The 23,076-nt window shown below is 68.9% G+C and carries 17 protein-coding genes; 15 read left to right on the top strand and 2 right to left on the bottom strand.

Annotation, left to right across the window (positions count from 1 at the left end):
* Nucleotides 1–94 precede the first annotated feature (94 nt).
* The 7 genes from EP757_RS14180 to EP757_RS14210 all read left to right on the top strand — a co-directional run bounded on the left by EP757_RS14180 (nt 95) and on the right by EP757_RS14210 (nt 14,380).
* On the top strand, nt 95–8,650 hold the full coding sequence (locus tag EP757_RS14180) for a DNRLRE domain-containing protein (RefSeq protein ID WP_127546125.1): 8,556 nt from the start codon (nt 95–97) through the stop codon (nt 8,648–8,650).
* Nucleotides 8,651–8,718: 68 nt separating this feature from the next.
* Complete coding sequence (locus EP757_RS14185) at nt 8,719–9,213, top strand: DUF1877 family protein (protein ID WP_160165795.1); 495 nt, start codon at nt 8,719–8,721, stop codon at nt 9,211–9,213.
* Nucleotides 9,214–9,347: 134 nt separating this feature from the next.
* The gene (locus tag EP757_RS14190; RefSeq protein WP_127546132.1) at nt 9,348–10,109 is read left to right on the top strand and encodes an AfsR/SARP family transcriptional regulator; all 762 of its coding nucleotides are present in this window, start codon (nt 9,348–9,350) and stop codon (nt 10,107–10,109) included.
* A 170-nt stretch (nt 10,110–10,279) separates the two neighbouring features.
* Entirely contained in the window at nt 10,280–10,984 is a 705-nt protein-coding gene (locus EP757_RS14195) for a rhomboid family intramembrane serine protease (RefSeq protein ID WP_232050508.1), read from the top strand.
* Nucleotides 10,985–11,047: 63 nt separating this feature from the next.
* Nucleotides 11,048–11,791: a hypothetical protein gene (locus EP757_RS14200; RefSeq protein ID WP_127546138.1), complete on the top strand. Its 744-nt coding sequence runs from the start codon at nt 11,048–11,050 to the stop codon at nt 11,789–11,791.
* On the top strand, nt 11,788–12,753 hold the full coding sequence (locus EP757_RS14205; RefSeq protein ID WP_127546141.1) for a nucleoside triphosphate pyrophosphohydrolase: 966 nt from the start codon (nt 11,788–11,790) through the stop codon (nt 12,751–12,753). The genes EP757_RS14200 and EP757_RS14205 overlap by 4 nt, the downstream gene beginning before the upstream one ends.
* A 10-nt stretch (nt 12,754–12,763) precedes the next feature.
* Nucleotides 12,764–14,380 carry a DUF885 domain-containing protein gene (locus EP757_RS14210; protein WP_127546144.1) on the top strand — a complete coding sequence of 539 codons (1,617 nt, stop codon included), beginning with the start codon at nt 12,764–12,766 and terminating at the stop codon, nt 14,378–14,380.
* Nucleotides 14,381–14,387: 7 nt separating this feature from the next.
* Here EP757_RS14210 and EP757_RS14215 read toward each other — a convergent pair whose 3' ends face one another.
* Nucleotides 14,388–15,035 (bottom strand): hypothetical protein, encoded by a 648-nt coding sequence (locus tag EP757_RS14215; RefSeq protein WP_160165796.1) that lies wholly within the window; start codon nt 15,033–15,035, stop codon nt 14,388–14,390.
* 293 nt (nt 15,036–15,328) lie between these two features.
* Nucleotides 15,329–15,967 (bottom strand): hypothetical protein, encoded by a 639-nt coding sequence (locus EP757_RS14225; RefSeq protein ID WP_127546153.1) that lies wholly within the window; start codon nt 15,965–15,967, stop codon nt 15,329–15,331.
* A gap of 170 nt (nt 15,968–16,137) precedes the next feature.
* Between EP757_RS14225 and eno the strand changes: the two genes are divergently transcribed.
* From eno to EP757_RS43355, 8 genes are all read left to right on the top strand, one after another.
* Nucleotides 16,138–17,421, top strand: coding sequence for a phosphopyruvate hydratase (gene eno / locus EP757_RS14230; protein WP_127546156.1), 1,284 nt, complete (start codon nt 16,138–16,140; stop codon nt 17,419–17,421).
* Between the two features lie 252 nt (nt 17,422–17,673).
* A complete protein-coding gene (locus EP757_RS14235; RefSeq protein ID WP_370457813.1) occupies nt 17,674–18,123 on the top strand; it encodes a septum formation initiator family protein in 450 nt (149 codons plus the stop codon).
* A complete protein-coding gene (locus EP757_RS14240) occupies nt 18,123–18,629 on the top strand; it encodes a DUF501 domain-containing protein (RefSeq protein ID WP_127546161.1) in 507 nt (168 codons plus the stop codon). The genes EP757_RS14235 and EP757_RS14240 overlap by 1 nt, the downstream gene beginning before the upstream one ends.
* A complete protein-coding gene (locus EP757_RS14245; RefSeq protein ID WP_127546164.1) occupies nt 18,626–19,120 on the top strand; it encodes an amino-acid N-acetyltransferase in 495 nt (164 codons plus the stop codon). The genes EP757_RS14240 and EP757_RS14245 overlap by 4 nt, the downstream gene beginning before the upstream one ends.
* A 36-nt stretch (nt 19,121–19,156) precedes the next feature.
* Nucleotides 19,157–20,068 carry a Ppx/GppA phosphatase family protein gene (locus EP757_RS14250; RefSeq protein ID WP_127546168.1) on the top strand — a complete coding sequence of 304 codons (912 nt, stop codon included), beginning with the start codon at nt 19,157–19,159 and terminating at the stop codon, nt 20,066–20,068.
* An 826-nt stretch (nt 20,069–20,894) separates the two neighbouring features.
* Nucleotides 20,895–21,236 (top strand): PadR family transcriptional regulator, encoded by a 342-nt coding sequence (locus tag EP757_RS14255; protein ID WP_127546171.1) that lies wholly within the window; start codon nt 20,895–20,897, stop codon nt 21,234–21,236.
* Entirely contained in the window at nt 21,233–22,213 is a 981-nt protein-coding gene (locus EP757_RS14260) for a hypothetical protein (RefSeq protein ID WP_127546174.1), read from the top strand. The genes EP757_RS14255 and EP757_RS14260 overlap by 4 nt, the downstream gene beginning before the upstream one ends.
* 96 nt (nt 22,214–22,309) lie before the next feature.
* Nucleotides 22,310–23,065 (top strand): hypothetical protein, encoded by a 756-nt coding sequence (locus EP757_RS43355; RefSeq protein WP_197725517.1) that lies wholly within the window; start codon nt 22,310–22,312, stop codon nt 23,063–23,065.
* Nucleotides 23,066–23,076 lie beyond the last annotated feature (11 nt).

Consider the following 23,076-nt stretch of genomic DNA (forward strand, 5'->3'; position numbering starts at 1 on the left):
CTGGCGAAATACGCCGGGTATAGATCGCAAGTACGGGTTCGGATATCGATGATCTCTAGCGTCCGATGCGACTTTTCGTCGCTCGGAGGCACAAGTGAGAAGAAGAACGCGCGGGCTCCTCGTCGGGGGCGTGGTGCTCGTGACGGTGACCGCGATCGGGGTGCAGCACACCTGGTCCGAAGAGGACCGGCCGGTGGACACCGTCGCCGCGCCGGTCCCCGCGGGCGGGGAGGACCCGGGCTTTCTGGATCGCGTCGGTGGTGCGGCCAGGAACCTGGTCGGCGCCGGTGGGGGCAGCGCGGCCCGGACCGAACCGGTCAGCGCCGGTCTCGAGGTCAGCGAGCGGGTGCCGGCGGCGAAGAAGTGGCCGGCGCAGAAGCGGGTCCGTGAGGTCACCGCGAAACGCTCCGCCAACGGCCGCGTCTTCCAGCTGGCCGACGGGCGGCTGCAGGCCGAGATCTCGTCGGTGCCGGTCAACTACCGCGACAGCAAGGGCCGCTGGAAACCGATCGACACCACGGTCACCGACCGTCGCAACACGACGAATACGTTCACCAGCGAGTTCGGCGCCCGCAGCGACGATCTGGTGCGGTTCGAGAAGGACGGCCGGTCGGTCGAGCTGGGGATGGCGGGCCCGTCGAAGGACGTGACCCCGCAGGTGTCCGGCTCGACGGTGACGTACCCGGGTCTGGCCGGCGGTGCGGACGTCGTCTACGACGTGACGTCGACGGAGTTGAAGGAGAAGATCGTTCTGAGGCGGGCCCCGTCGGGCCCGGTCTCGTACACGTTCTCGCTCGATGTCGACGGTCTGACGGCGGAGGCGCAGCAGGACGGGTCGATCGCGTTCCGGAGCGAGGCCGGTGCGACGGTGCTGACCATGCCGGCGCCGTTCATGTACGACAACGACGGCCGGACCAGCACCAAGGTGACCCAGAAGATCACCGGTTCCACCCTGACCGTGACCGCGGACGCCGCGTGGCTGTCGGACGAGTCGCGGTCCTACCCGGTGGTGGTGGACCCGACGATCCGGGTGCAGCCGGTGCCCACCGACGGGCAGGACGCCCAGATCTCGTCCGCGGCCCCGGCTGTCAACTACGGCTCCGACTACCGGTTGAAGGCGGGCACGGACACGGCAGGCGTGTGGCGCTCGCTGCTCAAGTTCGACACCGGCATGGTGCCGGCCGGCACCGCGATCGACGACGCGCAGCTGCAGCTCTACTACGACCAGTCGATCGCGCCGGCATCCAACGACGTGGCGCTGGAGACCCGGCGGATCACCACGGCCTGGTCGGAGTCGACCGCCACCTGGGCGAGCACCAACGGCGCCATCGCGCCCGCCGCGGCGGGCAACGTGGTGACCGTCGACGACGGCGACAGCAACACCGCCGCGGTCGGCACCTGGACGGCCTCGACGAACTCGGCGCTGATCGCCAAGGCGGTCGGCGGCGACTACCGGGTCAACAACGACGCGACGAGCGGGCACACCTACAGCTACGTGCCGACCATCACCGAGGCCGGTGACTACCTGGTCGAGGTGCACTACGTCGGCGAGGCCGACCGGGCGGCGGCCGCCCCGTACACGGTGCACTACAACGGCGGTTCGAAGACCTATACCGTCGACCAGACGACGCCGACCGCGGCGGGCAACTGGAAGTCGCTCGGCGTGCACCCGTTCGTGGCCGGCACCACCGGCAAGGTCGTGCTGGGTGACGTGGCGGGCAAGGCGGTCATCGCCGACGCGGTGCGCTTCACCAAGAACGCGGCGCTGAAGCAGGCGTCGAAGTCGAGCGTCTGGACCTCGTTCCCGGTGCGCAACGTGGTTCAGGAGTGGGTGAACGGCTCCCAGCCGAACCACGGGTTGATGGTCAAGGCGATCGACGAGTCGCTCGGCCGTGGCGGGGCCGCCTATGAGGCCTCGGAGTACGCCTACAACAACGAGCGGCGGGACGCGAACCTGCCGAAGCTGACGATCACCTACGGTAAGCCGGGCGTGGCGGTGAACCAGCCCACCACGGTCACGGCGACCGGCGCGCTGCTGGACTGGCCCGCCTACACCGGCACCGACATCGCCGAGTACCAGGTGCACCGCAGCGTCTACCAGACCTGGACGCCGTCCGCGGCCACTCTCGTCGCGCCGGTCGCCAAGGGCACGACCAGCTTCCAGGACACTACGGCGACGCCGACCCCGGCCGCCGAGACCGACATCATGAAGCGCAAGTTCTTCTACTACATGGTCGCGGTCAAGACCACCGAGGGGAAGATCCTTCCAGGTCCGACGGTGCAGGCCATGCTGCCGAAGGCCGGCCAGATCACCAAGATCTTCCGGACCGGCGTCACCGACACCACGCTGTCGGGCACGCTGCCCACCACCAACGTCGACAGCTACGCCGGCGACCCGTACGTGTCCCCGGGCAACAACTCCACGCTGTACGGCGACACCCGCGGCCTGGTGAAGTTCCCGGTCTCCGGCATCCCGGCGAACGCGCAGCTCGTCGACGCGCAGCTGCGGATGTGGAACGTGGCGCTCCACCCCGGCACCGACACCGACGAGTACGTCGACGTGCACAAGCTGAACCAGGCGTTCGACCAGACCAAGGCGACCTGGAACACCAGCGACGGCGCCACCGCCTGGAACGGTGGCGCTTTCGACGCCACCGCGCTGTCGGGCAACAACGGCTTCACCAACGACCCGGAATGGGCGACCTGGGCCGTCACCTCCGCGGTCAAGTCGTGGGTGACCACGCCGAGCAGCAACCACGGCCTGCTGCTCAAGCAGCGTGACGAGGTGAACCAGACGGCCCGGGCGATGCTGTTGTCGTCCGAGGCGGCCGAGCCGATGCTGCGCCCCACCCTCGAGGTCACCTACCTGGAGAAGACCCCGGAGTCGACGTACTACGCGCCGCAGTTGCCCGAGGGCGCGCCGCCGGCCACCGCGTTCACCACCCCCGTGTCGGTGTCGAACCCGACCGCGACGGCGTGGAAGGCGGCCGACTGGCAGCTGTCGTACCAGTGGGCCAGGGCGAACGGCGAGCCGGTCGCCGGCTCGCAGGCGGTGACCGCGCTGCCGGCCGACGTGCCGTCCGGGGGCACGGCGGATCTGACCGCGACGGTCACCACCCCGCCGTCGGCCGCCGAAGGCAACAAGAAGACCGACTACACGATCAGCTGGCAGCTGCAGAACAAGACCACCGGCCAGACCCTGCAGCAATCCGCGTCCATCGCGCCGCTCACGCAGAACATCGCGGTGGTCGAGCCCACGAGCGACCAGCTCGGCCTGGAGAAGTTCTACTCGTACGCGGGGAAGAACACCGGTGCGGGCGGAAGCCTGATGAACAACCTGTACTCCGGCAACACGGTCTGGCAGTACAACGCGTTCACCAACCCGTCGCGCGGTCTCACGTCCTTCGTCCGGCTGGCCTACAACTCGCTGGACACCACCGACACCGTGGCCGGGTACGGCTGGTCGCTGCAGGCGTCGTCGATGATGCGCCTGGGCTCACCGCTGGACTTCCACCCGAAATCGAACCCGACCAGGGTGACTCTGGTCGACGGGGACGGCACCACCAGCTGGTTCACGCTCGACTCCGCCACCGGGCAGTGGATCGCGCCGAAGGGCGTGCATCTGTACCTGCAGCGGAAGGCGGGCGTCGACTGCAAGCCGAACACGCAGGAACCGCAGGCCTGGTCGCTGACCCGGCCGGACCGTACGCAGTTCTTCTACGACTGCGACGGCTACCTCACCTCCACGGTCGACAAGAACGGCAACACCATGCTGTTCACCTACGAGGAACGCAAGAGCAACAACGCGCCGACGAAGTTCCTGCGCTACGTCACCGACCCGGAGTCGCGCCAGACGATCACCATCGACTACTGGGCCAAGGGCGAGAACTTCGAATACATCAACGACACCACTTGGGTGCGGGCTGCCGGCACCGGCCTCACCAACCCGAAAATCATCGACCACGTCAAGACGATCAAGGATGTCTCGGGCCGGACCCTGTACTTCACGTACACCGACAAGGGTCTGCTCGGCGAGCTGATCGACGGCTACGGTGCGGCTGCCGGCACGGCGAAGACGTTCAAGTTCGCCTACGACATGACGCAGGGCAACAAGAACGTCAAGCTGGTGAAGGTCACCGACCCGCGCGGCAACAGCACCGCTCTGGCCTACAACTACCCGTCGGCCGGGGACGACCCGCAGTGGCACTGGCGGACGAAGTCCTACACCGACCGTCTCGGGTATCCGACGACGTTCGGATACGCCGACCCTGACGCCAATCAGGGCAGCGCCATCGACGCCACGGTGACCGACGGCGAGAACCACACGACCACCTACCGGCAGGACGGGTACGGCCGTCCCTACCAGACCACCAACGCGAAGAACGAGACCACCAAGCTGACCTGGGACGACCAGCACAACGTGGTGCGCCTGGAGGAGGCGAACGGCGCCGCGTCGGCCTGGTCGTACGACCCCAGGACCGGCTACCCGACCGAGACGAAGGACGCTCTCGCCGTCAAGAACGGCTATCCCGGGACGATCCTGACCTATCACACGCAACTGGGCGGGTACGTCGCGGATCTGGCGACGAAGACCAGCCCCGAGGGTCGCAAGTGGTCGTTCACCTACACCGCCGAGGGTGACATCGCCACCGTGGCCGACCCGGTCGGTGCGACGACGACCAGCACGTACGACGGCTGGGGCCGGCTGCTGACCTCGACGGACGCCAACGGCAACGTCACGACCTACGGCGACTACGACCCCAGCGGCTATCCGCGGACCATCACCGACGCGCTGAACAGCGTGTCCAAGTTCGAATACGACGTGCGTGGACAGGTCGTCAAGGCCACCGACGCGCTGCTGAAGGACGTCACGCAGACCTACGACGTGTTCGGCCGGCCGCTGATCAGCAAGGTTCCGAAGGATCAGGCCGCGGGCCTGTACATCACCACGCCGGCGCCGGGCTACGACGCCAACGACAACGTCACGGTCTCCACCGCCGCGAACGGAGCGGTGAGCACGGCCGTCTACGACAAGGCCGACCAGCTCATCTCGGCGGTCAGCCCCGCCGACACCGCCGGTGACCCGGAGCGGCGCAGCGGGTACACCTATGACAAGGCCGGCAACGTGATGACCAGGACGGAGCCGAAGGGCAGCCTGACCACCGCCGACCTCACCGACTACGTCACCAGGTATACGTACGACGCGATCTACCAGCTCACCGCGACGGTCAACGCCAAGGGCCAGAAGATCCAGTACGAGTACGACAACGTCGGCAACGTCGTCACGGTCATCGATCCCCGTAAGAGCGCGAGCAGCGACACCGGCGACTACACCACCAAGTCGGAGTACGACCACGGGCACCGAGTCGTCAAGACCACCGACGCGGCGGGCAAGCCGATCACCAATACGTACGACAAGGACGGGCTGGTCACCTCGACCACCGATCAGCTCGGCAACACGACGTCGATCACCTACGACGCTCGTGGCAAAGCCGTCGAGCAGAAGGTTCCGCGGAGCAGTGAGGGCGGAACCGTCAGCTACGCGATCACCCGCTTCGAGTACGACCCGGTCGGCAACCAGACCAAGGTGATCAGCCCGCGGGGAGTGGCGACCACTGACGACGCCGACGACTTCGCGACGGTGTCCGTCTACGACAAGCTGAACCGGGTCCAGGAGACGCGATCGGCGTACGACAAGGACGACGCCCGCTACCGGACGCCGGACAGGACCACCTATACGTACGACAAAGCCGGCCGCCTCGCCGCGGTGAGCGCGCCGCCCTCAGCCGGCCAGTCGGTTCGCAACGACACCACCTACACCTACTTCGACAACGGCTGGACCAAGACGACGTCGGATCCGTGGGACATCGTCACCTCGTACGACTACAACGAACTCGGCGCCCAGGCCGCGCGGACGGTCAGCTCGGCCGGCGGTTCGGCGAACCGGACGATGACCTGGTCCTACTACCCGGACGGCAAGCTGAAGTCGCGATCCGACGACGGCGTGCCGGTCGGTCGGCAGGTGGTGCTGGTCGACAACTCCGACTTCAACAACACCACCGCCGGCGGGACGTGGACCACGGCGACCACCGCAAGCGGGCGCTACGGCACGGATTACGCCACGCACCCGGCCGGCGGCGGCACCGACACGTTCGCCTGGCAGCTCAACGTGCCGCAGGCGGGGGCTTACGAGGTCTTCACCCGGTTCCCCGCCGTCGCCGGCGCAGCGACGGACGCCCAGTACACCGTCGTTCACAAGTCGGGCGAGACGGTGCGAACGGTCAACCAGACCGCCGCCGCCGGCACCTGGGTGAGTCTCGGCTCGTACGACTTCGCCGAGGGCAACACCCAGAAGCTCACGCTGTCCGGCAAGGCCGGCGGAACCGTCGTCGCGGACGCGGTGAAGCTGGTCCGGAACAACAGTGCCGACACCGATGACGAGAAGCACGACTACGGCTACGAATACGACGTCAACGGAAACCTGATCACCATCTCCGACCGCTCACCGGGCGCCCGGGTCGACGGCTACGCGGTGACCTACAACGACCTCAACCAGGTCTCCAAGGTCTCCGAGACGAAGTCGGGCAGGACCGTCAACACCACGTCGTTCACCTACAACGAGAACGGCGCGCCGCTGACGACCAGCCACGACAAGCAGTATTCGGTCTACGAGTACGACGCACGGGATCTCGTATCGAAGGTCACCAACGGGAAGTCGGCCGGGGACCCGGCGGCGAAGTCGTCCACGTACACCTACACCGATCGTGGCCAGAAGCTGCGGGAGGTCAAGGGGAATGGGAACGTCGTCGACCTCACGTACTACCCGGACGGGCTGCTGGAGTCTCAGTCCGAGAAGAAGCCGAACGGCACGCTGGTCGCCGAGACGAAGCTCGGGTACGACCTCAACGGCAACCGGGTCCGCGAAGTCGCCAAGAAGATGAACGCCGACGATCACTCGGCGTACCTCGCCACGACCAGTGACTACACGTACGACCCGCGGGACCGGCTGGCCGGACTGGTCAAGACCGGTGACGGCGCCGGCGCCGAGACCTACGTCCACGACGCCAACGGCAACGTCACCAGCCAGACCGTCGAGGGCCGGACCACCTCGTTCAACTACGACCGGAACCGCCTGTTGACTGCTGTCGGCGGGGGATCCACCGCGTCGTACAACTACGACCCGTTCGGCCGACTCGACACGATCACGGCCGGCGGAACCCTGGTGGAGCGCAACGTCTACGACGGCTTCGACCACGTGGTGGAGCACCGGAAGAACAGCGGCGCGGCCACCACCACGACGAAGTACTCGTTCGACCCGCTGGACCGGACCACCACGAAGGTCAGCGACGCGGGTGGCGCCAAAGAGAAGATCACCACCTTCAACTACCTCGGGTTGTCCAGCGAGGTCCTGGACGAAGAGGTCGCGGGCAAGCTGACCAAGTCCTACCAGTACTCGCCGTGGGGTCAGCGCCTGTCCCAGATCACGCACAAGGAGGACGGAAGCACCGAGCAGGCGTACTACGGCTACAACGCGCACACCGACGTCGAGACGCTGACCGGTGCCGACGGCGACACCACGGCCACGTACGGCTACACGGCGTACGGCAGCAACGACGACGAGCTGTTCACCGGCATCGACAAGCCGGAGACGGCCGATCCGTCGACCGAGCCTTACAACGCGTACCGGTACAACAGCAAGCGCTGGGACTCGGCGTCCGGGTCGTACGACATGGGCTTCCGCGACTACAGCCCCGGGCTCAACCGGTTCCTGACGCGCGACTCGTACAACGGTGCGCTGGCCGACATGAATCTCGGCACGAACCCGTGGACGGGGAACCGCTATGCCTTCGGTGGCGGCAACCCGATCAGCATGGTCGAGTACGACGGGCACCGGCCGTGCGACACCGCGGAGGACTGCGGCACCTATCCCGGCAACCTCTGCGCGGCCTGCTACTTCGACCAGTACAGCCCGGCCCATGACACGGCTATCCAGCTGGTCGGCGAGTGGATCACAGCGAGTCAGCCCAAGGGGGGCGGCTACGTGACCATGGACCTGAGCGCGTCCGGCGGGGCTCGCGATCCGCGGAACAACATCTCGGGTGGCTCGTCCAAGAACCCCGGGAAGAACATGGGGTACGCCGACCTCCTGTACTGGACCGACGACGCGGTCTACATCTGGGACGCCAAGTCGATCGGCGGCAGTGCGGAGAAGAAGGGTGTCAACGAGGTCGCGGAGAAGATCAAGGCCCTGAAGAAGCAACTGGAGGAGGCCGGCGACACGCGTGAGGTGAAGAAGGGCTTCAGCTTCCCGCCTCTGAGCGGTCCCAACCGGACCCGGGCGAACGAGTGGGTCACCGCGACTCCGTCGATGCACGGTTCCGAGGTCATCGCCTACACCCGGACCCGGATGCGGCCGCCGGTTCCGGTCCCGGTGACGCAGCCCCAGCCGGTCAGCCAGCCGAAGGAGGATCCGTGGTGGAAGACGGCGGGTAAGTGGGTCGGCGCCGGCGCTCTGGTCGTCGGGGCGGGTGGCCTCGTCGTGGCGACCCTGGTCGAGGACGTGGGCACCGGTGGGGTCGGCATCGCCGATGATCCGCTGTCGTTCGCCATCGCGGGCGGGATGATAGCCACTGCGGGATCCATGGTCTGACCGCAACTGATCGAATGAGGAGGCCCGCACGCCGACCGGCGTGCGGGCCTCGAACCGGAAGGAGTCTCATGGCTGTCGGAGTGCTGCTGCGGCGGGTGACCCCGGCAGAGGTGTCCCGTGGCATCGGTCATCTCGAGGAGGGTTTCGAGGCGACCATGGACGACGACGTGTTCGAGGCCCAGGCTGCCGACGGCATCCTGTGCAGCCTCGGCCGGGACTGGCTCTTCGTGCAGCTCGCGCTCACCGGAGAGCTGCACGACGGCGGCGGCCCGGAGGACCTCGTGGTGTTCGGCGGCCAGATGCTCGGCCAGGTGGGGCCGACCGACCGGGATGTCGTCATCGTGCTGCCTCCGGACGGTGTGGCCGCCGCCGCCGAATACCTCCGCGGTGTCGACCCCACGGCGTCGCTGAGCCGGCATCGTGCCGCACTGGCCGGCCGGACCGGGGGTCTGCTGCCGGACACCTTCCTCGCCGGGATCAAGGACTATCTGGAGAGCCTGCGGCGGTTCTACGCGGCTGCGGCCGAGGCCGGTGACGCGGTCGCCAAACGCACCTACAGCTGACGCCGCCGCAGCGCTGCCCGGGGCATTTTCGTTACACATGTTCGGATAGATATTGCTCACCGCTCTAATGTCCGGCAATGCGTTGATCCTTCCCCGCTCTGCTTCCTAGTCTGGTGCCGATCGGGGGTAGCGCGATGTCCATCTATGTACGACTGCTCGGGCCGGTGGAACTGCGGGTCGAGGGCGGTGTGGTGAACCTCGGTCCGGCCAAACGGCGGGCGCTGCTCGCGGCGCTCGCCATGGAGGCGAACCGCCCGATCCGTCTGACCCGGCTGACCAGCCTGCTGTGGACGGACCCACCGCCGTCCTCGGCGGTGCCGAACATCCGCAACCACATCATGGTGCTGCGCCGGCTGCTGGCCGGGCGGATCGATGCTCGGTACCGCGCCTATCAGCTCCTCCTGGCAGCCGAGGAACTGGACGTCAACGAGTTCTTGAGGCGGGCGAACGACGGACGGCGAGCGCTGCGGGCCGGGGATCCGGCGCGTGCGGAGTCCGAGTTGGCAGCGGCGCTGCGCCTGTGGCGGGGTCCGGTGGGCGAGGACCTGACCGCCGGAGTGGAGCTGGAGGCGCGGTTGCACGGGCTGGAGGAGCACCGGCTTCAGGTGGTCGAGGATCTCGTCGATGCCCGGCTGGAACTCGACCACACCGGTGATCTCGTGCCGCTGCTCCGGGAACACCTCGCGGCGCACGCGCTGCGCGAACGTGCCTGGGCGCAGCTCATGCTCGCCCTCTACCGCGCCGGTGATCCGAGCGGGGCGCTGGCGACCTACCGGCAGGCGCACGATCTGCTGGGGGCGCGGCTCGGTGTCGCGCCGGGCCCGGAACTCGCCGACCTGCACCGGGCGATGCTGCGCCGGGCCCCGTGGCTGGACCGGACCGGGGCGATCCGTTGACGACCTGCCATCGCCATTCGCGGCGGGAGACCCTGCTGCGCTGCAGCCGGTGCGACCGGGCGGTCTGTGCCGACTGCACGCGGGAGGCCCCGGTCGGGCAACACTGCCCCGACTGCGTGCGGGCGGACAACCGTAGAGTGCGATGGGCACGCACGGTCTTCGGCGGACGCGTGAACGCCGCACCGTACGCCACCTACGCGTTGATGGCCTCGAACGTCGCGGCGTACCTGATCGAGCTGATCGATCCGAGTGTGATCGACCGGTTCGACAACCTGGGCGTCGCGCTGCTCGGCCCGGACGGCGGTTACTACGTCGACGACGGGAAGCCCTACCTGGGTTATGAGCCGGCCGGCGTGCTGAACGGTGAGTGGTACCGCTTGCTCACCTCGGCCTTCCTGCACTCGTTACCCGGCCAGAACGTTTTCGGCGTGCTCCACCTCGTTCTCAACCTCTACTGGATGTGGCAGCTCGGCCGCACGCTGGAGGAGCGGCTGGGCGTCACTCGCTACCTCGCCGTCTACCTGCTCGCGGCGCTCGGCGGGTCGGTCCTCGGTGTTCTTGTCGATCCCAGCCAGCCGGCGATGGGGGCCTCCGGCGCCGGATTCGGGCTCGCGGGTGCTTACTTCGTGCTCTCCCGGCGATTGCACGAGCGTCGGTACGAGCGGAACCGACTCCTGATCATGTGTGTGCTCTGGATGGTGCTCACCGCCGGTTTCACCTCGTGGGAGGGACACCTGGGTGGCCTGCTCACCGGTGCCGCGGCAGCCGGGATCATCGCGGTGTCCGGCCGTGGTCATCCGATCCGGCAGGCGGCCGCCCTGATCGGCCTCGGCGTAGTGTTGATCTCGTTGGTGGCGCTCAAGGCGTCGGGCTGAAGCAGCGCGGGGATGGTGGGCCACAGGGTGGGCGATGAAAATCACACCCGCCATGAGAGAGTCATGACCATGCTGCGTGCCCGCCGACTCGTCTCCGCCGTTGTCGCCGCGTCCCTCACCGTGGGCGGCCTCTCCGCATGCCGGTCCCAGCCGGCAGTCGCCGTCTATATCGGACAGGGCGGCCCGATCACCGAGCATCGTGTCCAGCAGATCTGGGACGACACCAGTGACCTGCTGAAGGCCGCCGCGGACGGGAGGCCGGCCCGGATGCCGATCGCCCGTGCCGACGTGGTCGGCCTGCTGCTCACCAACGAGCTGTACGACCGGGTCGCCGAGCGCGACCGGGTGACCCTGCCCGCGACCATGCCGTACGACGAGGTCGCCGGGCAGATCGGCCTGCCCGCGACGGCCGACATCACCCGGCTCTACACGGAGAACGCCGTCCTGCGGCAGACCCTGCTGCAGAGCGTCGCGGCCACGGCGCCGGCCCAGCCGACCGACGAGGACCTGCGCGAGGTCTACCAGCGATTCGCCGACAACGAGGCGATCAACTCGGACTTCGCCGCGTTCAAGAACTCGCTGCAGGCGGCCGACAAGCAGGAGCTGCAGGGCGCGTTCGCGCTCCGCGATTCCGTCGAGTCGCTGGTCGGCGAACTCGACGTCGAGGTCAGCCCGCGCTACGAGAACCTCGAACTTGCGATCTCGTCCTACACCGACCAGAACAGCGGCCGGTCGTTCCCGATCGTCAGCGTGCCGTTCGGTGAGACCGGTTCCGATTCCCAGCCCCTGGTGGTGGACGTTTCTTGACCAGCCGGATCATCCTCCTCGTCACCTCGCCGCGACTGCCTGCCGGGCTGCTCACGGCGGAGGCCTGGGACACCGTCCGGGCCTGCCCGGTCTTCGCCGACGCGGAGAGTGAGCAGTCCCGGGCGCTGCGGGCGAACGGCGTGGAGGTGACGGTGCTGGACGAGCTCCTCGACGCGCAGGCGTTCCTCGACGTCGTCGGCGACCGGCCCGCCGTGGTCTGGCTGGCCGGGCCGGACGGGGATCAGGCGTTCGCCCGGCAGCTCGGCCTGCGTCTCGCACGGGAGCCGGGTCTCGCCGAGCTGGAGCTGATGTACGGCTCCTGGGATCCGCCCGGCGCGCGGCTGCTCGACGCGGTCGCGGTGATGGATCGGCTGGTCTCGCCGGGCGGCGATCCGTGGAAGCGGGCGCAGACGCACCGGACGCTCGCGCCCTATCTGCTCGAGGAGAGCTACGAGGCGTACGACGCGATCGTGTCGGACGACCTGGCCGCGCTGCGCGAGGAACTCGGTGACGTGCTGCTGCAGGTGGTGCTGCACGCCCGGCTCGCCGAGGAGCAGCCGGACGGCCGTGGCTGGAACATCGACGACGTGGCCGGTGGCCTGGTCGAGAAGATGGTGCGGCGCAACCCGCACGTCTTCGCCGGCGAGCGGATCGAGGACATCGAAGAGATCACCGCCAACTGGGAGCGGATCAAGCAGGAGGAGAAGGCGCGGGAGTCGGTCCTGGACGGGATCGCGCTGAGCCAGCCCGCCCTCGCGCTGGCCGCCAAGATCCTCCATCGAGTGGAGCGCGGCTCTCTCCCCGTACCGATGCCCCGATCTGTTGATCTTGGAACGTCGCTGCTGAACGTGGTCGCCGAGGCTCGCGCTGCCGGGCTCGACCCGGAGGCCGAGCTGCGCCGGGCGACGCTCGACTACGCGGACGCGGTGCGTGCGGCGGAAAATGTCGGTGGCGCCGAGTAGTTTTCTCGGCATGGCTGAGTTCGTGCCGCTCGCCGAGCGCATCGTCGACGCTCTCCTGGAGAGCGACCCCGCAATCGCGACCTACGCGGGTGACCACCGTTTCGACGACCGCCTGCCCGACCTCTCCGCATCCGGCGTGGCCGGCCGGGTCGCGATGCTGCGCGACGCCGGTGACGCGCTCAGCGGCGTCGACCCCGACGGCCTCGACGCGGAGGACCAGGTCGACCACGCGATCCTGACCGCGCTGGTGGAGCGGGCCGCGTTCGAGCTGACCGAGGTCCGCGAGCACGAGTGGAACCCTCTGAAGCACAACCCCGGTCCGATGCTGCACGCCCTGCTGTCCCGTCCGTTCGCCCCGGCCGAGGAGCGCCTCACCAGCCTGGCCGGCCGGCTCGAGGCGATCCCCGACGCGCTGGCCACCGCCCGTGCCGTGCTGCGCGACGTTCCCCGCATCCACGCCGAGACGGCCGCGGGTCAGTTCGCCGGCACCGCCGCGCTGATCCGTGCCGAGGTGCCCGCGCTGCTGGCCCAGGCGCCCGGCCTGCGCGACGTCGTCGAGCCCGCCGCCACCGCGGCGCTCGCCGCCCTCGGCGAGTTCGACGGCCGGCTGCGCGGCCTGCTCGACAGCGGCGAGCCGGGCCGTGACCCGCGGCTGGGCCGCCGCCTGTGGGAGGCGCGGCTCTGGCACACGCTCGACACCGAGCTCTCCGCGTCCGAGGTGCTGTCCCGGGCCCGGGCCAACCTCGACCGGGTCGGCGCCGAGCTGCGCGAGGCGGCCGCCGAGCTGGTCGGCGGTCCGGCCGACGACGACACGGTCCGCCGCGCGCTCGACACGATCGCCGCCGAGCACCCCGACGACACCAGCATCGTCGGGCTGGCCAAGCTGACGATGGACGAGACGACGGCGTTCGTCCGCGAGCACGACATCGTCTCGCTGCTCGACGACGCCTGCGTGATCCAGGAGATGCCGGAGTTCGCCAGGGGCGTCGCCGTGGCCTACTGCGATCCGCCCGGCCCGCTGGAGACGGCCGACGTGCCGACCTTCTACTGCATCGCCCCGGCCCCCGCCGACTGGCCGGCCGAGCGGGTGGCGAGCTTCTACCGGGAATACAACAATCAGATGATCCGGGGCCTGACCGTCCACGAGGCGATGCCCGGCCACTTCCTGCAGCTCGCCCACTCCCGCCGGTTCCGGGCCGCCACCCGGGTCCGGTCGCTCGGACTCAACGGCCCGTTCGTCGAGGGCTGGGCGGTCTACGCCGAGTCGGTGATGATCGGCCTCGGCTTCGGTGGCCTCCCGGTCCGGCTGCAGCAGCTCAAGATGCAGCTCCGGATGAGCATCAACGCCATCATCGACCAGCTCGTCCACTGCGACGGCCTGTCCGAGGCCGAGGCGATGGAGCTGATGACCGGCCGCGGCTTCCAGGAGGAGGGCGAGGCGGCCGGCAAGTGGCGGCGGGCGCTGCTCACGTCGACGCAGCTCTCTACCTACTTCGTCGGCTACACCGAGGTGTCGGCGATCGCGGCGGCCCGCCCGTTCGGCGCCACCCCGCGAGCCTGGCACGACGCGATGCTGGCTCATGGATCCCCGCCGCCGAGGCACCTGCGCACCCTGCTCGGCGTCTGACCGGCCGCTAATCGCCGCGGCGGTCGACGAGCCTCGCGCCCGACGGGACCTGGAAGTCACGTTCCGCGGCCGTGGTGGCGTAATCGGTGAGCACCACATCCACCTCGGCCCCACCGAGCGTGCCGCGGAAGCTGGCCAGCGTGCCCTCGCCGGTGACACAGACGTCGAAGGCCGATGCTTCGGCACTCTGCACCCCGGTCAGGGCCAGGCAGGTCGCGTTCCGGCCGGCGAGGGTCGTGTCCCGCTGCGCGACCTCGGGGTAGGAATCGATGGCCGCCGCCTCCAGCAACGCCACCACCTGGGCGTCCGTCACCAGCCCGCTCTCCTTCGGCAGCGTCACGCCGTCAGCCGGATCGGTGGCGGTGCAGACGTCGGCGGCGCAGTTCGTCACCGCGGCCGAGGTGCGGATCAGCCGGCCACCCGGATAGTCGTAGGCCGTCCGGTCCGGCGACAGACTCCGTGTCACCTGCGCGGTCTCGCCGCCGGCCACCCGATAGGTGGCGGTGCCGGCCGGCCCCGGCGTCCCCAGTCGAGTGGCCACCTCGGAGACCAGATCACCGGGCGTGACCCCGGCGGCGTTCGCCTGCTCCAGGCCACCACACCCGGCGAGCAGCACAGCCACCCCGGCCCCCGCCACCGCCACTAACACCGGCACCCGCACTGGCACCCGCACTGGCACCGGCACCCGCACTGGCACCCGCACTGGCACCGGCGCCGGCACCGGCACCGGCGCCGGCACCGGCGCCGCCGACCACCGTCTCCCGGATCTTGAGCGATTCCGGACGCCAGGCGAGGGGAAATCGCTCAAGATCTGGGAAAGTCGGCGGGCGGCGCTGGAGGCGGGCACGAGGGTCACCCTCGCTCAACTCATCGACGACGCGCAATCGAGTTATCTCGTAGCCGACTCGGATATCGCCATTCGCAGGGCGCTATTCCCCAGGGAATTCGTCATGCGGAGTTGGCCTCTCTGGCCCGGGCCGCCTGCTGGCGCAGCACGTACCTTCTGATGATTCTGGCCTGCCGTTCGTCCTGCTCGAACACGGCCACGAGCTCCACCATGAGCGGACCCCTCGCCGGTACGCGCTGACGTATCGTGCTGACCTTCGTGGCGACCGCCGAGAACTCGACGACCTCCTCGCCCAGTTGGACGCGCAAGGTCATCGGGTTGCCGGGCCGCAGCTCGATGTCGGTGAAGTGGGCCCGGATCGAGCTCTCGCTGATGTCGTGCACCCAGCCGATCGCTTCGCGTTCGTCGTGCCGGACCAGCACGACGCTCTCGCCGCCGCCACCGCGAACGTAGTTGCGCAGCTGCTCGATCACGGGGGCGCCGAGCAGCCGGATCTCGACACGGTTCTCGTCGGCGCCGGTGACCAGGCCGCGTACGGCGAGCCGGCCGCGATGGCCGGCCGGTCCGCGCAGGGTCACGTTCGCGCCGGCCGCAGGCACGTCGTCGAGGGCCAGGGAAAGGGTCACGGCCTGCTCGGAAGCCGCGAGCACCCGGATGCCGGGGATGAGTTCCTCGCCGTTGTCCAGCTCGATGCGCGAGCCCTCAGCGAGGAAGCCGGAGGGAAACAGGTCACTGGTCATAGTGCCCAACGGTTCGGCAGCCGGGGTGCGGGTTTGAGGTAAACCGGGTGCGAACTTGACCGGCCCGGCGAACGTCGCATCGCCCGACTCGATAGGCTCAAGCCGTGGACGGCCCGCAGGGTCGCGGACCGAAACTGTAATCGTCCAACTGTTAGGGAGCGACACCACAAATGGCCACCATTGAAGCGATCGTCGCCCGCGAGATCCTCGATTCCCGGGGCAACCCCACCGTCGAGGTCGAGGTCGGCCTGGACGACGGCACGGTCGGCCGCGCCGCGGTGCCCTCCGGCGCCTCCACCGGTGCTTTCGAAGCGCTCGAGCTCCGCGACGGCGACAAGGGCCGCTACCTCGGCAAGGGTGTCGAGAAGGCCGTCGCCAACATCGAAGACAAGATCGCCGACGAGCTGATCGGCTACGAGGCGAGCGAGCAGCGCCTGATCGACCAGAAGATGCTCGACCTGGACGGCACCGACACCAAGTCGGAGCTGGGCGCCAACGCGATCCTGGGTGTCTCGCTCGCCGTCGCGAAGGCCGCCGCGCTCTCCGCCGAGCTGCCGCTGTTCCGCTACGTCGGTGGCCCGAACGCCGCCGTCCTGCCGGTCCCGATGATGAACATCGTCAACGGTGGCGCCCACGCCGACTCGAACGTCGACGTGCAGGAGTTCATGATCGCCCCGATCGGCGCGCCGACCTTCCGCGAGGCGCTGCGGACCGGCGCCGAGGTCTACCACGCGCTCAAGTCGGTGCTGAAGAAGAAGGGCCTCTCGACCGGCCTGGGCGACGAGGGCGGCTTCGCGCCGAACCTGCCGGCCAACGCCGCCGCGCTGGACCTGATCGCCGAGGCCGTCCAGTCTGCCGGCTTCACCCTGGGCACCGACATCGTCCTGGCCATGGACGTCGCGGCGACCGAGTTCTACAAGGACGGGTCCTACGTGTTCGAGGGCGCCTCGAAGACGACCGACGAGATGATCGCGTACTACTCGAAGCTGGCGTCGGACTACCCGATCGTGTCGATCGAGGACCCGCTGTCCGAGGACGACTGGGCCGGCTGGAGCGCGATGACCGCCGAGCTGGGCAACAAGATCCAGATCGTGGGTGACGACCTGTTCGTCACCAACCCGCAGCGCATCGCCCGCGGCATCGCGGAGAGCGCCGGCAACGCGGTCCTGGTCAAGGTGAACCAGATCGGCTCGCTCACCGAGACGCTGGACGCCGTGGACCTGGCCCACCGGGCCGGCTTCAAGACGATGATGTCGCACCGGTCCGGCGAGACCGAGGACACCACCATCGCCGACCTGGCGGTGGCGGTCGGCAGCGGCCAGATCAAGACCGGCGCCCCGGCCCGTTCCGACCGGGTCGCGAAGTACAACCAGCTCCTGCGCATCGAGGAGCAGCTGGAGAGCGCCGCCCGGTACGCCGGTGCGGGCGCGTTCCCGCGTTACCGCGTCGGCTGACCTCACGCCGACAGATCATGGAGTTGTGGCGCCCGTCCCGGCCGACGTAGGTTCGCAGACGGGCGCCAGGACCAACCGGACGGCGAGCGCGGGGAGGCACAAGTGACGACGCAACGTCGCCTGCCCAGCGGCCAGGGGCCCAGTGGTCAAGGGCCCGGTGGTCAGGGGCCCAGCGGCCCTGGATCGGCTCGCCGTGCCGGCGCCGGTGGACGGCCGTCTGCGAGCCGCACCCGCAATACCGGACCCATCCGGGTGCCGTCGTCTCGTCGTACCAATGGATCCGGTCCTGAAAAAGCCGCCGAGCGAACCCATGCGCCTCGCCCGCGCGCGCTCACCGGCCGGGCCACCATCCTGATCGCCGTCTTCGTCGCTCTCGCGCTGGCATACACCTATCCGCTGAGGGTCTACCTCGAGCAGGAGAGCCAGATCGCGCAGATCGAGCAGGACCAGGCGGCGCAGCGGGAGAAGATCGAGGCCACCGCCAAGGAGCTGGCCAAATGGCAGGACGACGAGTACCTCCGCATCCAGGCCCGCGAGCGGTACTTCTACGTCCGTCCCGGTGAGACACCGCTGGTCATCTACTACGATGGCCCGGGCGCCGCTCGCGACGCCGCCAAGAATGCGCCGGCGGCCGCTCCCGACCGCTGGTACGACACGCTGTGGAGCAGCGTCCAAGCCGCGAATGCGGAGCCCGCGAACTGATGGCTGAAGCACCAACCCCTCAAGACCTGGAAACCGTCGCCGCCCAACTGGGCCGGCCGCCGCGCGGCACCCGCGCGATCGCGCACCGCTGCCCGTGCGGCAACCCCGACGTGGTGGAGACCGCGCCCCGGCTCGACGACGGGACACCGTTCCCCACGCTGTACTACCTGACCTGCCCGCACGCCACGGCCGCGTGCAGCCGCCTGGAGTCGGCCGGCGTGATGCGCGACATGCAGGAACGCCTGAGCACCGACCCGGAGCTGGCGAAGCGTTACCAGGCCGCGCACGAGGACTATCTGGACCGGCGGACGGCCATCGAGGACGTCCCGGAGATCGCCAAGGTCTCGGCCGGTGGCATGCCCGACCGGGTGAAGTGCCTGCACGTCCACCTCGGCCACGCGCTGGCCGCCGGACCGGGCGTGAACCCGTTCGGCGACGAGGTGCGGGACGCGATCGGGCCGTACTGGTCCGGTGGTTCCTGCGTGTCCCGCTCTTCTGAGCAATGATCGTCCGCCGCGCGCGCACCGGGGACGTCAAAGCCATCCGGTCCCTGGTGGACGCCTACACCACCGATCGCCGGCTGCTCAGCAAGGCGACCGTGACGTTGTACGAGTCGGTGCAGGAGTTCTGGGTGGCCGTCGCCGAGGACGGGGCGATCGCCGGCTGCGGCGCCCTGCACGTCATGTGGGAGGACCTCGCCGAGATCCGTACGGTGGCCGTCGACCCCTCCCGGCGCGGCCAGAAGATCGGCCACATGATCGTGTCGTCGCTGCTGGATCAGGCGCGGGCGCTCGGCGTACGCAGAGTCTTCTGCCTCACCTTCGAAACCCGGTTCTTCGGCTCGTTCGGATTCACCGAGATCGACGGGGCGCCGGTGCCGCACTCGGTCTACGAGCAGCTGCTGCGGTCGTACGACGAAGGTGTCGCCGAATTCCTGGATCTCGAACGGGTCAAACCCAACACCCTGGGGAACACTCGAATGCTGCTGCACTTGTGAGGGTCTTCGTGAGGGTCTTTCTGTGAGGGTCTTTTTGTGAGAGTCGCCGCGATCGACTGTGGCACGAACGCGATCCGTCTGCTGATCGCTGATGTGGCCGAGGGCAAACTCGTCGACGTAGCCCGCCGGATGGAGATCGTCCGGCTGGGGGAGGGCGTCGACCGTACCGGCCTGCTCGCCCCGGCCGCGATCGAACGCACCCGGAAAGCGCTGCTCGGATACGCCGCCGAGATCGCCGAACTGGGCGTGACCCGGGTGCGGATGTGCGCGACATCGGCCACCCGCGACGCCGGCAACGCGCACGAATTCCGGGACATGGTGCGCGGCGTACTCGGCATCGACCCCGAGGTGATCACCGGTGAGGAGGAGGCGACGCTCTCCTTCATCGGAGCGGTGCAGGGCCTCGACGCCCCCGGCCCCTACCTCGTCTTCGACCTCGGCGGCGGCTCCACCGAATTCGTGACCGGCACAACCGGCGTCGAACACGCGATCTCGATGGACATCGGCTGTGTCCGGCTGACCGAACGCCACCTGCACAGCGATCCGCCCACGCCGGCAGAGATCGCGGCGGCCACGGCGGACATCGTCGCGGCGGTCGACACAGCCCTCGCGGCGGTGCCGGGCCGAGAGGCCAGGACTCTGGTCGGGCTGGCCGGGACGGTCACGACCGTCGCTGCTCTCGCTCTGGAGCTTGATGCGTACGACTCGTCGCGCATCCACCACAGCAGGATCGATGCTGTCGACGTGGCTCGGGTGACCCGCGAACTCCTGGCGATGACCGTCGCCGAGCGCCGCGCCCTGCCGGTCATGCACCCGGGCCGGGCCGACGTGATCGGGGCGGGCGCGCTGATCGAGCAGATCATCGTCGAGCGTTCCGGCCACTCGGTCGTGATCGCCTCCGAACACGACATCCTCGACGGCATCGCCTTCGGGCTGGTCGAGGCCTGACCGCCTGAGGCCGAGCAGCCATCCCCGCACTGCCGCTCACGGTCCGTCGCTCACGGTCCGTCGCTCACGGGCTGCACATCACCGCCGCGCTGACGCCCGATTCGTCACGCTGGCGATTGCCCGGCTGCCGGGCTGCGTCGGCGCCCGAATTGTCGCTCCGTGGTGCAGTCTGCTCCGTGCTACGGCCCAAGCCTGCTCCGTGGCGCAGCCTGTTCCGTGGCGTAGCCCGCTCTTAGCCGCGGCCGCCGATCGAAAACCGCATGATCGCCGCGAAGACGAGCCGTAGCCAACGCACCGAATCGCGGCCCATGCTGTGCTTCCCCTACGGCTCGACTGTCCGGGCCGTAGCTCAAGCACCGAATCGGGACGCGGATCGGTGCGCCGGCTACGGCGAGGTTTGGCCGGCCGCGTCTGTCCTCGCTGTGACGGGACCGCCTCGGATGCAGCCATGAGCCACAGCTACGCCCGTCCGGCTGTGGCTCATGGCTGTCCGGAATGCCTGCCGGCAGCGATGAGTCACAGCTGCGTCCGTCTGGCTGTGGTTCATGGCTGTCCGGAACGCTCGCCGACAGCGATGAGTCACAGCTACGCCCGTCCGGCTGTGGTTCATGGCTGTCCGGAATGCTCGCCGGCAGCGATGAGTCACAGCTGCATCCGTCCGGCTGTGGCTCATGGCTGTCCGGAACGCTCGCCGACAGCGATGAGTCACAGCCAGGTCGGGCTGTGCACGAGAGCCGTGCCGACGCCCGAATTGTCGCCCTGGTGCACAACTGGGTCGCTACAGCGCTGTTGACGGTACTCCGCATTGCACAGTACCCTGCGGCGCGTGGATCCAACTCAACTGCTCAAGGGCGTGCTGGACCTGGCCGTCCTGGCCACGTTGAAAGACGCGGACGGATACGGCTACGACATCCTCCGCCGCCTCCGCGCAGCAGGCCTCGATGACGTCGGTGACGCCTCGGTCTACGGCACCCTGCGCCGCCTCTTCAACAGCGGCCTGCTGAGCACCTATGTGGTCGCCAGCGATGAGGGCCCGCACCGGAAGTACTACTCCCTCAACGATCGGGGCGCGGGCGAGTTGAAGCGGTCCGGCGAGGTCTGGAGGGACTTCGCAGCGATCATGAACGATTTGCTGGTGGACAACACCGAACTACGGGGGCCGCGGTGAACCTCACGGATCAGGATGAGATCGGCAACTACGTCGAGGAGGTTCGGCAGGCGCTCGGGGGTCTGCCGCCGGCCGCGCGCGAGGAGTTGCTGGAGGATCTTCCGGAGCATCTGGCCGAGGTGCTCGCCGAGGGTGGTGGCACGCTGGTCGGCCGTCTCGGTTCGCCGTCCGCCTACGCCGCCGAGTTGATCGCCAGCGCCGGTCTCGCCGAGGGCGGGGAGGAGCAGCCGCGCCGCGGAGGTCTGCGGGGACAGGCGCGCGATCTGCGGAATCGGGCACGGGAGGCGACGCGGCAGGCCGACGTCCGGGTCGGGCCCCTTCTGGGGTACGAGCGAGCCTCGGAGTTCTTGACCTTGCTCCGTCCGGCTTGGTGGGTGCTGCGCGGATATCTCGCGGCGATGGCCTTCACCTATGTCTTCGACGACAACAGCGCCCCGATCGGCCTGCTGCCCCGGATCGGTGGCAGCGGCAACGAGGTGGTGGCACTGGTCGTCCTGGCCGGGTTCGTCCTCGGCTCGATCTGGCTGGGCCGCCGGGAGCCGTCGAAGCGGATGCCGCGTCTGCTGTTCAAGGCCGGCACCGCCGCGCTGGTGGTCTTCGCGGTGGTCGGTTTCTTCGAGGCCGACGGTCAGGCCCGGCAGAGCGGCTACATCGACGCCGGATACGTGAGCGAGTACGACCAGATCCAGGACGTGTTCGTCTACGACGGCCAGGGCGGCCTGGTCAAGAACGCGCAGCTCTACGACCAGTGGGGCAACCGGATCACGTTCGGCGAGCCGGGCTGTGTCGACCCGGTGACCGGCAACTGGAGTGTGAGCCGGTCGATGGGGTACCCGTACTGCCCGGACCTGGCGCCGTTCCGTGCCGGGGAGCGGGTGTGGCCGACGCCGGAGCCGGAAGAGCCCGCGGCGTCACCTTCCGCGACGGCGACTCCGGACGCCGCCCCGAGTTTCCTCAATCCCCCCACCCGGAAGTGAATAGCCTGGTAACGGGGTCGCGCCCGGGTGTATGCGGTCGCTATTCTCGCGCGGCGGCGGCCGATTGTCGGTCGTACCCCTCGAGAGGAAAGACCCATGACAGACCCGGCCTACCCGCCCGCTCCCGGAAGCGGATACCCGCAGCAGGGTGGCTACCCGCAGCAGCCGGGTTACGGTCAGCCCGCTCAGCAGGGTGGCTATCCGCAACAGCAGCAGGGTTACCCGCAGCAGGGTGGCTACGCTCCGCCGCAGCAGCCCGGCTACCCCCAGCAGCAGGGCTACCCCCAGCAACAGGGCTATCCGCAGCAGCAGAGCGGCTACCCCCAGCAGCAGGGTTACCCGCAGCAGGAGCAGGGCTATCCGCAGCAGGGCGGCTACCAGCAGGCGCAGCAGCCGCAGCAGCCGCAGCAGGACGGATGGCAGGGCTTCGCCGACAAGGGTGAGGCCCCCGCCTTCCCGCCGCCCGCCGCACCCGAGCCGGAAAAGAAGAAGAAGGGCAAGAAGGTCCTCGGCATCGTCGGCGCCATCGCGATCTTCCTGATCATCGCGGTGATCAAGGGTGGTCTCGGCGCGCTGCTGGCGAAGGACCCGACCGCGGAGGCGAAGGCCGGCGACTGCATCTCGGTCGACGACAACCTCGGTGAGCAGGCCGCCGACGTCAAGGCGAAGATCGTCGAGTGCTCGGCGGCGGACGCGAAGTTCACCGTCCTCGGCCGGGTCGACAAGGTCACCGACGTGAACAGCACCGCGTGTGACAAGACCTTCGAGGAGAAGTTGCCGGAAGGCGGCGAGGGCGCTGTGATCGCGAGCGCCGAGGGTGACGGCTACCTGCTCTGCCTGAAGGCGAATTAGGAGCCGGGGGA

The organism is Actinoplanes sp. OR16 (assembly GCF_004001265.1).
In the GTDB taxonomy this organism is placed as follows: domain Bacteria; phylum Actinomycetota; class Actinomycetes; order Mycobacteriales; family Micromonosporaceae; genus Actinoplanes.